The organism is Nitrosomonas ureae (genome assembly GCF_001455205.1).
Classification (GTDB): Bacteria; Pseudomonadota; Gammaproteobacteria; order Burkholderiales; family Nitrosomonadaceae; genus Nitrosomonas; species Nitrosomonas ureae.
This window is the reverse complement of the sequence record NZ_CP013341.1, coordinates 1,873,534-1,888,410: the sequence shown is the minus strand read 5'-3', so window position 1 is coordinate 1,888,410 and position 14,877 is coordinate 1,873,534. Positions and strand designations below refer to the sequence as shown.

Here is a 14,877-nt window from a genome sequence, read left to right as displayed (position 1 = left end):
GTCTTATCCTTTTACACCCTAAACAATTTCACTACTTTTTATTTATTATGGCTTCCGCCACATTCTTTGGCGCTTCTGAATAATGCTTAAACTCCATCGAATAAGTCGCTCTTCCCTGTGTTGCAGATCTTAAAGCTGTTGAATAACCAAACATTTCTGCAAGAGGCACTTCAGCTCGAATAACTTTAAAACCGGGAATATCCTCCATTCCTTGTATCATACCGCGTCTTGATGACAAATCTCCCACGACATTCCCCATAAAATCTTCCGGTGTTTCCACTTCCACAGCCATCATGGGTTCTAACAGGACCGGATTAGCCTTACGCATACCATCCTTAAATGCTATTGATGCAGCCATTTTAAAGGCATTTTCATTTGAATCCACATCATGATACGAACCATCAAAAAGAATAACCCTTACATCTACAACAGGATATCCTGCCAACACACCGCTTGGCAACGTTTCCAGTAATCCTTTTTCAACTGCCGGTATGTATTCTCGCGGAACGGCACCACCCTTAATTTCATCCACAAATTCAAAACCCTTACCGGTTTCATTGGGCTCCATCCTTAACCAAACATGGCCATATTGTCCACGCCCCCCAGATTGCTTTACAAACTTCCCTTCAATCTCGACTAATTTCTTTATCGCTTCACGATAAGCCACTTGCGGCGCTCCTACATTCGCCTCTACGCCAAACTCACGTTTCATGCGATCAACAATGATCTCAAGATGAAGTTCACCCATTCCAGAAATAATTGTTTGCCCAGATTCCTCATCTGTTCTAACTCTAAAAGATGGATCTTCTTGAGCTAGCCTATTAAGCGCTATACCCATTTTTTCTTGATCCATTTTTGTTTTTGGTTCAACTGCAACATGAATTACAGGTTCTGGGAAATCCATTCTTTCTAGAGTTATTACATTCTGGGAATCACACAATGTATCGCCGGTAACCACATCTTTCAAACCCACTGCCGCAGCAATATCTCCTGCGCGCACTTCTTTAATCTCTTCGCGCTGATTTGCATGCATTTGTAATATTCTACCAATTCTTTCTTTTCTTCCCTTTATCGGGTTATAAACTGTATCGCCTGAAACCACAATACCCGAGTATACCCTGAAGAAAATAAGCTGCCCTACGTATGGATCCGTTGCTATCTTGAATGCCAGCGCCGAAAAGGGCTCGTCATCATCAGCTCTTCTCTTATCAGGCTCACCATTTTCATTTTCACCTTGCACTGCCAAGATATCTGTTGGCGAAGGCATATAATCTATGACCGCATCCAACATTGCCTGAACTCCTTTATTTTTAAAGGCGGTACCACACATCATTGGCACTATTTCATTATTGATTGTACGCGCCCGCAAGCCAGTCTTTATTTCTGCAATATCCAGATCTCCACCCTCTAAATACTTATTCATCAAGTCTTCATTAGCCTCAGCTGCTGACTCTAACATTTTTTCACGCCACGCTTTCGCATCTACCAGCAAAGCTTCAGGAATATCACGCTCTTCAAACTTCATTCCCCTGCTTTCATCATCCCAGTAAATAGCTTTCATTTTAACCAAATCTACTATACCTTCAAATTTATCTTCGGCTCCTATTGGTAACTGTATTGGCACCGGAACCGCTTTAAGCCGTGTTTTAATCTGCTCATAAACACGCATAAAATTCGCCCCTGAGCGATCCATCTTATTCACAAATGCAAGTCGCGGAACTTGATATTTATTTGCTTGTCTCCAAACTGTTTCAGTTTGCGGCTGAACCCCCCCACGGCACAAAAAACGGTACAAGCCCCATCCAACACCCGAAGTGAGCGCTCCACTTCGATAGTAAAATCTACGTGCCCTGGCGTATCAATGATATTAATTCTGTGCTCAGGATAATTACCGCCCATTCCCTTCCAGAAACATGTTGTCGCAGCCGATGTTATCGTAATGCCTCTTTCTTGCTCCTGCTCCATCCAATCCATTGTTGCCGCACCATCATGAACTTCGCCTAATTTATGTGACACACCGGTATAAAATAACACGCGCTCAGTAGTTGTCGTTTTACCAGCATCAATATGCGCCATGATACCGATATTTCTATAACGCTCTATAGGAGTTTTTCTTGCCACAATTTAACGCCTTACGATATTCAATTAATGAATGAACACTTTTTTAATTTTTAAGATCAAAATCTAAAATGTGAAAATGCCTTATTAGACTCCGCCATCCTATGCACCTCTTCACGTTTCTTAACTGCGCCCCCACGGCCTTCAGCCGCCTCAGTCAATTCATTTGCCAATCTTGCATCCATTGACTTCTCACTTCTTTTTCTTGCAGCATCTCTAAGCCACCTCATGGCCAATGCATTACGCCGGACAGAACGCACTTCAACAGGAACCTGATAGTTAGCACCACCCACTCGACGACTTTTCACCTCCACGATCGGCCTTACATTGGTCAGCGCTTGCGTAAAAACCTCTAGCGGATCACTTCCAGTTTTTTTTTCCAATATGCTCTAGCGCACCATAGATAATTCTTTCTGCCACCGACTTTTTACCTCGTGTCATAAGAACGTTAACAAATTTTGCCAACTCTACATTGTGATATTTTGGATCCGGTAAAATTTCCCGCTTTGGAACTTCTCTACGTCTTGGCATTATGCAACCTCATCAGATTTATTACTTTTCCGCTTGCTTTTTTACTATCTAAAAATACTCGTGTCACATGCACCAAATACTATGCACTATGCAGTTTTTGGTTTCTTGGAACCATATTTTGATCTTCCCTGCTTACGATCTTTAACGCCTGCTGTATCCAAGCTCCCCCTCACTGTGTGATAACGAACGCCCGGCAAATCTTTGACACGTCCTCCACGAATCAACACAACCGAGTGCTCCTGAAGATTATGTCCTTCGCCGCCAATATAACTTGAAACTTCAAATCCATTAGTCAATCTCACTCTCGCAACTTTACGCAACGCTGAATTTGGCTTCTTTGGCGTTGTTGTATATACCCTTGTACATACTCCCCGCTTTTGCGGGCTATTCTCTAATGCAGGAACACTACTTTTAACCCGCTTAGCTATACGCGGCTTTCGAACTAACTGACTTATTGTCGGCATTTCTATGTCCTAAAAAACTGCGACGGCTTTTAAGCCGTCCGCAACGAACCTATTGCTGAATTTTATTTTTATCAATTAAAGTAAAAACTAATTACTATTACTCTTCATTTTCATTTTCACAAAAGAAAAGATGCATCAAAAAAGAGAGCGGATTCTATTGGGTTTATATTTTTGTGTCAAGATAAACATCGTTAGCAGATAGCATCATTTTACCAGCATCTTGCTATGTCTTACCATTCATTTTTTATATCATATAAAAAATCAACGGTCTTTATTAATCTCTGAAGTTATGAAACTGCAATGGAAAATTATCAATAGTTTTTTTTATTAATTTTATTACTTCCTGCAATACGTCTTTCTTTGCACCGCTCACACGCACCACTTCCCCTTGGATACTGGCTTGCACTTTGAGCTTACTATCTTTAATACCTTTTATTATTTTTTTAGCCAGTTCTGTTTCCACCCCGGTTTTAACCGTTACTAATTGCTTTACTTTGTTCCCGCTTATTTTATCAATCCGCCCCTTATCCAAACATCGCACATCTATACTCCGTTTTGTCAATTTAGTTCTGAGGATATCTAAAACTTGCTCCAATTTAAATTCATCATCCGCGAATATCGTTAATTGATAATCAACTTGCTCCACTCTCGCATCCGAGCCTTTGAAGTCAAAACGAGTATTTACTTCCTTATTAACTTGATCAGTTACATTCTTGACTTCTTGCTTATCAACTTCCGAAACTATATCAAATGTTGGCATTTTATTAAGATCAAATGAATAAATAATCCTGATTCTTACGTACGCTGCCGCACTTCATGTCACAGACCTGATCTTTCAATTAAATTAATTAGATCGGCTAGCGCTGGCGCTTGGCTGCAATACGCAACCTCAAGGCGTTAAGTTTAATGAATCCTGCCGCATCTCTCTGATTGTAAGCTCCGGCGTCATCTTCAAATGTTGCAATATTTGGATCAAATAATGAATCAGTATGAGAATCTCTACCAACTACAGTGATATTTCCTTTATACAACTTTAACCTCACCCATCCATTTACTCTTTCCTGACTCGCATCTATCAGGACTTGCAGCATTCTGCGCTCCGGGCTCCACCAATAACCATTGTAAATTAGCTCAGCGTAGCGAGGCATTAAATCATCTTTTAAGTGAGCAACCTCTCGATCCAAAGTAATTGATTCCATTGCACGATGTGCACGCAGCAAAATGGATCCACCAGGGGTCTCATAGCACCCTCGCGATTTCATACCAACATACCGATTTTCCACTAAATCTAATCTGCCGATCCCGTTCTTACCGCCTAGCGTATTAAGTTTTTCCAATACCCTGGCTGGCGATAATTCAACACCATTTAATGCGACAACATCTCCGCATCTAAACTCCACATCTAAATACTCAGGCACATCCGGCGCTTTTTCAGGTGATACACTCCAACGCCACATTAACTCTTCCGGTTCAACCGCAGGATCCTCGAGCACTCTCCCTTCATAAGAAATATGTAGTAAATTCGCATCCATGCTATAAGGTGAACCAGTCTTCTTTTTCATCTCAACCGGAATATTATGTTGCTCGGCATATTGCAGCAATTTTTCTCTGGAAGTTAAATTCCATTCGCGCCAAGGTGCAATTACCTGGATATCCGGCTGCAATGCATAATATCCTAGTTCAAAACGTACTTGATCATTACCTTTCCCTGTAGCGCCATGGGAAACCGCATCGGCACCAGTTTCTTTGGCAATTTCAATCTGCCGCTTTGCGATTAATGGGCGCGCAATACTTGTACCCAGCAAATACTCTCCTTCATAGATCGTATTGGCCCGAAACATAGGAAAAACAAAATCGCGCACGAATTCTTCACGCAAATCATCAATGTAAATTTCCTTGACTCCAAGCTGCTTTGCTTTTGCGCGCGCCGGCTCAACTTCTTCGCCTTGCCCAATGTCAGCAGTAAATGTCACCACTTCACATTGATAGGTATCTTGCAACCACTTCAAGATAACTGATGTATCCAGCCCTCCCGAGAACGCCAAAACTACTTTATTTATTTTTTTCATTATTCTTTCTTATCATGTTTTTATATAGCAAATTCAAGCAGATAAATACGCCCACTAAAAATTCCAAATCATTCTATATTCCAGTATTTATTTTACCCAGTAGCAAATACTCCATAAGCGCCTTTTGCGTATGGAGCCGATTTTCTGCTTCATCCCATACTACCGATTGCGGCCCATCCAAAACTTCGGCGCTTACTTCTTCTCCACGATGTGCTGGCAAACAGTGCATAAATAACGCATCTGATTTAGCCAAAGACATCATTTCCTTATTGACACAAAATGCAGCAAAATCATTTTTTCTTTGCTCGATTTCTTCCTCGAATCCCATACTCGTCCACACATCTGTGGTAACAAGATCCGCACTCTTTACAGCTTCGCGAGGATTCGTATAGATTTCATAATGCGCAGTACCATTTAACCCTATCCGCTCAGGATTAATATCGTAGCCTGGCGGTGTTGATACATGCACTTGAAAATTAAAAATTTCAGCTGCTTGCAACCAAGTATTGCACATATTGTTGGAATCACCGATCCATGCTACAGTTTTTTCTTCTATGCTGCCTCTGTATTCGATATAAGTAAAAATATCGCTCATGATTTGGCACGGATGATATTCATCAGTTAAACCATTGATTACCGGAACTCTCGAATTCTCAGCAAAGCGCTTAATCGTGTCATGTTGATAAGTTCGGATCATAATCAGATCGACCATGCGCGAAATCACTCGTGCAGCATCCTCTACAGGTTCCCCACGCCCCAGCTGTGTATCCCGTGTTGACAGGTAAATGGCCGCACCACCCAATTGATGCATACCCGCTTCAAATGATAACCGTGTACGCGTCGAATTTTTGTCAAAAATCATCGCCAATGTTCGATCATTCAATGGCCAGTATTGCCGGTATTGTTTGAATTCCTTTTTTATCCAGCGCGCACGTTCAAACAGATATTCATATTCATCGCGGCAGAAATCATTAAATTTCAGAAAATGCTTAAATTGCATAATAAAATAAATAACCAATCAGTCATTACACAGATGCAAGCTGATTAGTTATTAAAAAACTCCCTTATTAATGAGCAAGTAATATCAACCACCTGTTCAGCTTCGTTTTGCTGCATCACAAACGCAGGCAGCAATCGCACCACTTTATCGGATGTTACGTTAATCAATAATTTTTTCTCCAAGGCTTTCTGTACCAACTCAACACAAGGCACTGAAAGCTCAATACCTATGATCAAACCTTGACCTCTGATCTGTACGACTCCGGCAACGTCAATTAGCTGTTTCTTAAGTCTTTCACGTATAAAATTACCCAATTCGGTAACATGGTCAAGAAGATTTGCATCCGTAATCACATTGAGAGTTTCAATTGCAGCAGCGCAAGCCAGCGGATTGCCTCCAAAGGTAGAAGCATGATTACCCGGCTTGAAAACTTCCGCAGCCACGCCTCTAGCCAAACAAGCGCCGATCGGAACCCCCCCCGCCAAACCCTTAGCCAGCGTTATTACATCCGGCATGATATGGCTATGCTGAAATGCGAACCACTTCCCACTACGCCCGATCCCGGACTGTATCTCATCCAGCATCAAAAACCATCCATTCTGATCGCATAAATCGCGCAATTTCCGCAAATAATACACTTCAGGAATATTAACCCCACCCTCACCCTGAAAAGGCTCCACCAGCACCGCCACAACATCCTTATTGTTAGCAGCAACTTGCGTGATCGCCTCCATGCTGTTATAGGGAACACGTACAAATCCCGACAACAGAGGTTCAAATCCCGCTTGCACCTTACGATTCCCGCTAGCCGTCAAGGTTGCCATGGTACGCCCATGAAATGAACGCTCCATTACTACAATAGTGGGCAAGGAAATTCCTTTATTATGCCCATGCAAACGGGCTAGTTTTATCGCCGCCTCATTAGCCTCGGCCCCGGAATTGCAAAAGAATGCATTATCCATACCTGATAGTTCGATCAGACGATCAGCCAATCGTCCCTGCTTCTGAATACCATAAAGATTAGATGTATGGATTAACCTTCCGGCTTGCTCACAGATAGCTTTGGTCAATCTTGGATGACAATGCCCCAATCCACACACAGCAACACCGGCCAACGCATCCAAATACCGCTCGCCACGATCATCCCATAACCACACCCCGTCACCTTTTACAAAGGTGACGGGTAACCGCGAATAAGTATTCATCAAATTAGACACAGCACTACACTCGCATTTAGTTTAATTTTAGTTGGAAAATTCAATTTATGTGTCCTGACTCAATCAGACATGAAAAGTAAGAAAAATTTGGAAAAACTATTATGTTTACTTATTTAATTTGCTTTTTCAAGCTTTTTTCTCCAATGATTGGCTTATTTTTGCAATTTTACAATGCAAAGAACTAAGAAATTATGACAGCATGTTAGAATGTCGGGGTTTATAAATTTTCTTATATTAAACTTTAAGAAGATACACCTCTGCATCATAACCCGCTGTTCTCACAAAAATCATAAGATATGAATCAATTCGCCAAGGAAACTCTGCCCATCAGCCTTGAAGAAGAAATGCGACGTTCCTACCTTGATTACGCGATGAGTGTGATTGTAGGTCGTGCCTTGCCTGATGTTCGTGACGGCTTAAAACCGGTTCACCGGCGCGTATTATTTGCCATGCATGAACTTTCCAACGACTGGAACAGACCGTACAAAAAGTCTGCACGTATCGTCGGTGATGTCATTGGTAAATACCATCCTCACGGCGATACTGCTGTTTATGACACTATTGTACGCATGGCACAGGACTTTTCGTTGCGCTATATGCTCATTGATGGACAAGGCAACTTCGGTTCAGTAGATGGTGATAACGCTGCTGCCATGCGTTATACCGAGATCCGCATGTCACGTATCGCACATGAATTGCTGGTTGATCTTGACAAGGAAACAGTCAATTTCGGTCCCAATTATGATGACTCCGAAAAAGAGCCTCTAATACTACCGGCGAAGATCCCCAATCTGCTAATCAACGGCTCATCTGGTATCGCCGTGGGCATGGCAACCAATATTCCGCCACACAACCTCAATGAAGTAGTAGAAGCCTGCCTAGCTCTGCTCAAAAATCCGGATATCAGCATTGATGAGCTTATTGATCTAATACCGGCACCAGATTTTCCCACTGCCGGCATTATTTATGGTGTAAATGGTGTACGAGACGGCTATCGTACGGGCCGCGGTCGTGTTGTTATGCGTGCGCGCACGCACTTCGAAGATCTGGAGAAAGGCAGTCGTCAATCTATCATCATTGACGAATTACCCTATCAAGTTAACAAAGCGAACTTACTCATCCGTATCGGAGAGTTGGTTCGCGATAAAAAAATCGAAGGCATCTCCGATTTACGTGACGAATCCGACAAATCGGGCATGCGCGTCGTTATTGAGCTGAAACGCGGAGAAATGCCTGAGGTCATTCTGAACAACTTGTATAAAGAAACACAAATGCAAGATACGTTTGGTATGAATATGGTCGCCTTGCTCGATGGTCAGCCACGATTGTTAAATTTAAAGCAAATTCTAGACGCTTTTCTGCGTCACCGCCGTGAAGTTGTTACGCGCCGCACAGTATTCGAACTGAAAAAGGCTCGGGAACGCGGCCATTTACTCGAAGGCCTGGCAGTCGCACTATCCAATGTTGATGAAATTATCACCTTGATCAAGGCTGCACCAACACCGGCTGACGCCAAAGAAGCGCTAATGGCAAAAGTCTGGCATTCCCAATTGGTTGAAGAAATGCTGACGCGCGCAATGGCGGACGCTAATGCACTACGTCCGGAAGGCTTGGATGACGTGTTCGGACTAAAAGCGCAAGGCTATCATTTATCTGATGCCCAAGCACAGGCCATTCTGGAATTACGTTTGCAACGCCTCACCGGTTTGGAACAAGAAAAGATTGTTGATGAATATAAAGATGTCATTGAAAAGATTATTGACTATCTCGACATTCTGGCAAACCCAGAACGCATCACTCAAATCATTACCGAAGAACTGGATACAATCAAACAACAATTCGGTGACAAGCGTCGCAGTGAAATCGTTGTCGATACACAAGATTTAAGTATGGAAGATTTGATCACGCCGGCAGATGTAGTCGTTACACTGTCGCATACTGGCTATATCAAATCCCAATTGCTGGATGATTACCGCGCACAAAAACGTGGCGGACGTGGCAAGCTGGCAACCAGTACCAAGGAAGATGACTTTATTGACAAATTGTTCATTGCCAACACGCATGATTATATCCTGTGCTTTTCAAGTTTGGGACGTGTGTATTGGATCAAGGTATATGAGGTACCGCAAGGCGGTCGGCAATCCCGTGGAAAGCCGATTATCAACTGGGTGCAACTGGAAGAGGGCGAAAAAATCAATGCGATTCTGCCGGTCAAAACCTTTGATGAAAATCGTTTTGTTTTTATGGCGACATCTTTTGGTACAGTCAAAAAAACACCCTTATCGGAATTTTCCCGTCCGCGCAATAACGGCATTATTGCAATCGGATTGGATGAAGGCGACTTTCTCATTGGCGTCGAATTGACCGAAGGCAAACATGACGTGATGCTATTTTCAGACAACGGCAAAGCCATGCGCTTTAGCGAAAATGATGTGCGTCCAATGGGGCGTACCGCCCGTGGGGTGCGTGGCATGAAACTGGGTTCAGGACATAAGGTCATATCAATGCTGGTCGCTGAAAATGAAGATCTCGCAGTATTAACAGCCACTGAAAACGGCTACGGCAAACGTACTCCGATCAGCGAATACACACGCCATAACCGCGGCACGCAAGGTATGATTGCAATCATTACCAGCGCGCGTAACGGCAAGGTTGTCACGGCAAAACTGGTAAAACCGGATGACGAAATCATGCTGATCACTTCCGGCGGCGTATTAATCCGTACCCGAGTCAGTGAAGTACGCGAAATGAGCCGCGCTACGCAAGGGGTTACCCTAATCAATCTGGATGCAGGTGAAAAACTGGCCGGTCTGGAACGAGTGGTGGAAAGCGAAGATGATAATGACAGTTAATAACTAATCAAAAATTAATCGCAAATAACGCAATGGATCAAATCTATAACTTTAGCGCAGGCCCTGCGGTCCTTCCCAAAGAAGTGCTACAGCAAGCGCGCGATGAGATGCTGGATTGGCACGGTAGCGGCATGTCCGTAATGGAAATGAGCCATCGAGGTAAAGAATTCATGTCTATCGCCGAGAAAACCGAAAGCGATTTTCGTGAACTGGTGGGCATTCCCGAAAACTACAAAGTGTTATTTCTACAAGGCGGCGCTTCCAGTCAATTCTCCATGGTGCCGATGAATCTGTTGCGTGGCAAAACAAAAGCGAACTATATCAATACCGGTCAGTGGTCAACCAAGGCCATCAAGGAGGCTAGCCGCTACTGCACGATCAATGTAGCTGCGTCCTCGGAAAAAACTAATTTTACTTGTGTACCCACCCAAGATAAATGGCATCTGGATCCTGAAGCAGCCTATATCCACTATACCAGCAATGAAACGATTGGCGGCGTCGAGTTTCATTGGATACCCGACATTGATTCGCGCAACGGTATTCCATTGGTAGCCGACATGTCATCCGATATTTTGTCACGACCGCTGGATATCACGCGTTTTGGATTAGTCTACGCGGGCGCCCAGAAAAACCTCGGGCCTGCAGGACTAACACTGGTCGTAGTCCGCGAAGATTTATTGGGTCAGCCACTAACAGGCACTCCAACATTATATGATTATCAGATTCATGCACAAAATGATTCGATGTACAACACGCCACCTACCTACGCCATGTATATTACCGGTTTGGTATTTGCATGGCTGAAAAATAAAGGCGGATTGGCGATGATGGAAAAAATCAATATTACCAAAGCTAATTTACTGTATGACTTGCTGAATAACAACGATTTCTATCATTGCCCGGTAGCAAAAGCGGATCGCTCACGCATGAATGTTCCCTTCACATTGAAAAATCCTGCACTGAACGAAGAATTTCTCAAACAAGCCGACAACAATGGTTTGATTCAGTTAAAAGGCCATCGCTCCGTAGGCGGTATGCGCGCATCGATATACAATGCCATGCCGATTGAAGGTGTAACAAAATTAGTTGCGTTTATGAATGAATTCGCCAATCAGCATGCCTGAACCTCAGTATAAAATCTTCAAGATTCTCACGCTTAACCAGATTTCTCATCATGGTCTGTGCCGCTTTCCAACAGAAAGCTATCAGATTGGCAAAGATATCACTGAACCGGATGCAATTCTGGTGCGTTCGCATAACATGTTAAACCAGAACATTCCCATCAGCGTTAAAGCAATTGGCCGTGCTGGTGCGGGCACCAACAACATTCCGGTGCCCGATATGAATAATCGTGGCATTCCCGTGTTCAATACGCCGGGCGCAAATGCCAACGCGGTTAAAGAACTGGTTCTAGCCAGCCTGCTCGTAACCGCGCGCAATCTGGTGCCTGCTTTGCAGTTTGTTGAAAATCTGCAAGGTGATGATGTGATTCTGAACAAACAAGCCGAAGATGGAAAAAAACTTTTTTCCGGTATTGAATTGCCCGGACGCACACTCGGTATTATCGGCTTGGGTGAAATTGGTCGACTGGTTGCCAATTCCGCACTTAAACTAGGCATGAAAGTAATCGGTTATGACCCTCAAATCACCGTGGATTCTGCATGGAATTTATCGGCAGAAGTTAAGAAAGCCAACAGTATGGAAGATCTCCTGCGCCACAGCGAGTTTGTCAGCGTACATGTTCCATTACTGGATTCCACCCGCCATCTGATTAATGATAAAAACATCAAACTGATGAAGCAGAATGTGATTCTTTTAAATTTTTCGCGTAGCGCAATCGTCGATGAAGAAGCTGTTCTGGCCGGTATCGCCATGAACAAAATCAAAACTTATGTCAGTGACTTTCCCAGTCAGAAATTGCAGCATCAGAAATCGGTTATCACCTTCCCGCATATCGGTGCATCAACACAGGAATCAGAAGAAAATTGTGCGGTTATGGTAGTGGATCAGCTCATTGATTATCTGCAAAACGGCAACATCACTCATACGGTCAATTTTCCCGACATCCGGATGGAACGGGAATCACCTTATCGTGTAGCGGTAGCCAATGCCAACGTACCCAATATCTTGGGCCAAATCTCCACTAGCATGGCCAAGGCCGGATTGAATATTCATAATATGATCAACAAGTCACGAGGCGAAATGGCTTGTACGCTGGTTGATGTCGACAGTCCGGTGCCACAACATGCATTGGATGAAATCGCCGCCATTGCGGGTGTGCTCATGGCGCGTTATCTGCCGCTTACTCAATAGAATTCGATGTCTTATCGTTAAGTCAAAATTTTCACTGCTCATGTCAGAAGAACTCAAACAATTACGCAATCAGATTGACACCATTGACGAAGAACTGCTCCTGCTGATAAGCAAACGCGCCGGGCTGGCACAGCAAATCGGCAAGATTAAAAAGAGCGGCATTATTTATCGCCCCGAACGTGAAGCGCAAATACTGACACGGATGCAAGAACAGAATCCCGGTCCCATCAGTAGCAAACACATCAAACAACTATTTATCGAAATTATGTCGGTATGCCGCGCCTTGGAAAGGCCAATGAGTGTAGCTTACCTCGGACCTAGCGGTACTTTCTCGGAAGATGCAGCGTTAAAACGTTTTGGTAACGCCATTTCAACCCTGGCGTGTGATTCTATCGACGAAGTATTTCGCGCTGTGGAATCGGATTCAGCTAATTACGGGGTGGTGCCAGTGGAAAATTCTACCGAGGGCGCAGTTGGCAGAACCATGGATTTATTGCTGCAAACTTCACTGATCATTTGCGGTGAAATTCAACTGGCTATCCATCAATTTTTGATGGCACAACAATCCGGATTATCACACATCAAAAAAATATATACTCACCCGCAATCTTTCGCTCAATGCCATCAATGGCTAAAAGTCAATTTGCCGCAAATTTCCGATATTGCTTTTGTCACTACCGCCAGCAATGCAGAAGCAGCCCGGCAGGCAGCAGCGGATGCCCATGCAGCGGCCATAGCGAGCAAGAGAGCTGCCGAATTATTCGGGCTTTCCATCTGCGCTGAAAACATCGAAGATGATCCAAAAAATACCACGCGTTTTCTCGTTATCGGTAAACAGCTAGTAGATGCTTCAGGAAAAGATAAAACTTCTTTGATCCTGTCAACCAGCAACCACTCCGGAGCAATCTATAAATTGCTTGAGCCGCTGGCGCGGTATGGTGTCAGCATGAGCCGTTTGGAGTCGCGTCCATCGCGCGCTGGGCTATGGCAATATGTTTTCTTTGTGGATATTGAAGGGCACCAACAAGATCAAAAAGTAGCCGCTGCACTGGTAGAATTACGTGACAAAGCAGCTTTTCTGAAAATCCTCGGATCATATCCAGTAACATAACGCTTCACTATCACCGAATAATCACATTATTGAATTATTCAACTCCCGATATTTTACCCATAACACATTTAATCTTATGAATCTTTGTGACTTTGCTCCGGAATATATCCGTTCGATCCAACCCTATCAACCCGGCAAGCCCATTTCCGAACTTGCACGGGAAATGGGTTTGGATGAAGCACATATAGTCAAACTGGCCTCCAATGAGAATCCGCTCGGCACCAGCCCACTCGCATTAGATGCGATAATAAACACATTGCACGATATCGCACTTTATCCGGACGGCAGCGGTTACGAATTGAAAGCTGCACTCTCCAAGCGCTATCAACTTGATCCGGAACAAATTATCCTGGGTAATGGCTCGAATGATGTATTGGATCTGGCCGCACGTGTATTTCTAAAACCGGGCGCCACAGCTGTATATTCACAACATGCTTTTGCCGTTTATCCGTTGGTGGTAAAGATGATCGGTGCCAATGGCATATCAGTTCCCGCCCGCGATTATGGCCATGATTTACCAGCGATGCTGGATGCCATCACGCCGGAAACACGTATCGTATTTATTGCCAGTCCCAATAACCCGACTGGCACCCTATCCAGCGAAAATGAACTATTGCGATTTATGGAGCGCGTATCGCGCGATGTATTAGTCGTTATGGATGAAGCCTATTACGAATACTTACCCGAGGCGAACAAACCAGATAGTATTAGCTGGTTAAAGCAGTTTTCCAACTTGCTGCTCACACGAACTTTCTCCAAAGCATACGGCTTAGCCGGTGTGCGCGTTGGATTCGGCTTGACACATCCGGATGTGGCTAACTTGATGAACCGTGTGCGCCAACCTTTCAATGTCAGCAGCATTGGCCTGGTAGGCGCTCTAGCTGCATTGCACGATGCCGAATTCGTGCAACGTTCATACGCACTGAACCGTGTGGGTATGCTGCAACTCACCGATGGTTTCCGCAGGATGAGCATTGAATGTATTCCCTCATATGGCAATTTCATCAGTTTCCGCGTCAAGGGCGATCCATCCAACACCCTGACGGTTTATCAGAATCTGCTGCAACAAGGCATCATTGTACGCCCGCTCGGTATTTATGAAATGCCTAATCATCTTCGGGTTACGATTGGATTGGAAGCGCAAAACAAACGTTTCCTGGAAGCGCTGGAACTGGCGTTAAGTGAACTGAATTAATTAAAAG

The 14,877-nt window shown here is 44.0% G+C and carries 10 protein-coding genes and 2 pseudogenes; 5 read left to right on the top strand and 7 right to left on the bottom strand.

Features of this window, described 5'->3' with window-relative positions; all coding sequences use genetic code 11:
- Positions 1-31: 31 nt before the first annotated feature.
- The 7 genes and pseudogenes from fusA to ATY38_RS08505 all read right to left on the bottom strand — a co-directional run bounded on the left by fusA (position 32) and on the right by ATY38_RS08505 (position 7,387).
- Positions 32-2,121, bottom strand: a pseudogene (gene fusA, locus ATY38_RS08535) (elongation factor G).
- 56 nt (positions 2,122-2,177) lie between these two features.
- A pseudogene (gene rpsG, locus ATY38_RS08530) lies at positions 2,178-2,649 on the bottom strand (30S ribosomal protein S7).
- Between the two features lie 86 nt (positions 2,650-2,735).
- Positions 2,736-3,113, bottom strand: a complete 378-nt coding sequence (gene rpsL / locus ATY38_RS08525) for a 30S ribosomal protein S12 (protein WP_062558929.1) — start codon at positions 3,111-3,113, stop codon at positions 2,736-2,738.
- Positions 3,114-3,387: 274 nt separating this feature from the next.
- Positions 3,388-3,873 (bottom strand): YajQ family cyclic di-GMP-binding protein, encoded by a 486-nt coding sequence (locus tag ATY38_RS08520; RefSeq protein WP_062558928.1) that lies wholly within the window; start codon positions 3,871-3,873, stop codon positions 3,388-3,390.
- A 97-nt stretch (positions 3,874-3,970) separates the two neighbouring features.
- The gene (locus ATY38_RS08515; RefSeq protein ID WP_062558927.1) at positions 3,971-5,182 is read right to left on the bottom strand and encodes an argininosuccinate synthase; all 1,212 of its coding nucleotides are present in this window, start codon (positions 5,180-5,182) and stop codon (positions 3,971-3,973) included.
- Positions 5,183-5,255: 73 nt separating this feature from the next.
- Positions 5,256-6,182, bottom strand: coding sequence for an ornithine carbamoyltransferase (gene argF, locus ATY38_RS08510; protein ID WP_062558926.1), 927 nt, complete (start codon positions 6,180-6,182; stop codon positions 5,256-5,258).
- A 44-nt stretch (positions 6,183-6,226) separates the two neighbouring features.
- The gene (locus ATY38_RS08505) at positions 6,227-7,387 is read right to left on the bottom strand and encodes an aspartate aminotransferase family protein (RefSeq protein ID WP_062558925.1); all 1,161 of its coding nucleotides are present in this window, start codon (positions 7,385-7,387) and stop codon (positions 6,227-6,229) included.
- Positions 7,388-7,695: 308 nt separating this feature from the next.
- Here ATY38_RS08505 and gyrA point away from each other — a divergent pair, with 308 nt between their 5' ends.
- The 5 genes from gyrA (at position 7,696) to hisC (ending at position 14,870) form a co-directional block, all read left to right on the top strand.
- On the top strand, positions 7,696-10,251 hold the full coding sequence (gene gyrA / locus ATY38_RS08500; RefSeq protein WP_062558924.1) for a DNA gyrase subunit A: 2,556 nt from the start codon (positions 7,696-7,698) through the stop codon (positions 10,249-10,251).
- Between the two features lie 32 nt (positions 10,252-10,283).
- Positions 10,284-11,375 (top strand): 3-phosphoserine/phosphohydroxythreonine transaminase, encoded by a 1,092-nt coding sequence (gene serC, locus ATY38_RS08495; RefSeq protein ID WP_062558923.1) that lies wholly within the window; start codon positions 10,284-10,286, stop codon positions 11,373-11,375.
- Positions 11,368-12,564, top strand: a complete 1,197-nt coding sequence (locus ATY38_RS08490; protein ID WP_062560158.1) for a 3-phosphoglycerate dehydrogenase family protein — start codon at positions 11,368-11,370, stop codon at positions 12,562-12,564. Before serC ends, ATY38_RS08490 begins: the two co-directional genes overlap by 8 nt.
- Positions 12,565-12,604: 40 nt before the next feature.
- The gene (gene pheA, locus ATY38_RS08485) at positions 12,605-13,675 is read left to right on the top strand and encodes a prephenate dehydratase (protein WP_062558922.1); all 1,071 of its coding nucleotides are present in this window, start codon (positions 12,605-12,607) and stop codon (positions 13,673-13,675) included.
- 76 nt (positions 13,676-13,751) lie between these two features.
- Positions 13,752-14,870, top strand: a complete 1,119-nt coding sequence (hisC, locus tag ATY38_RS08480) for a histidinol-phosphate transaminase (RefSeq protein ID WP_062558921.1) — start codon at positions 13,752-13,754, stop codon at positions 14,868-14,870.
- Positions 14,871-14,877 lie beyond the last annotated feature (7 nt).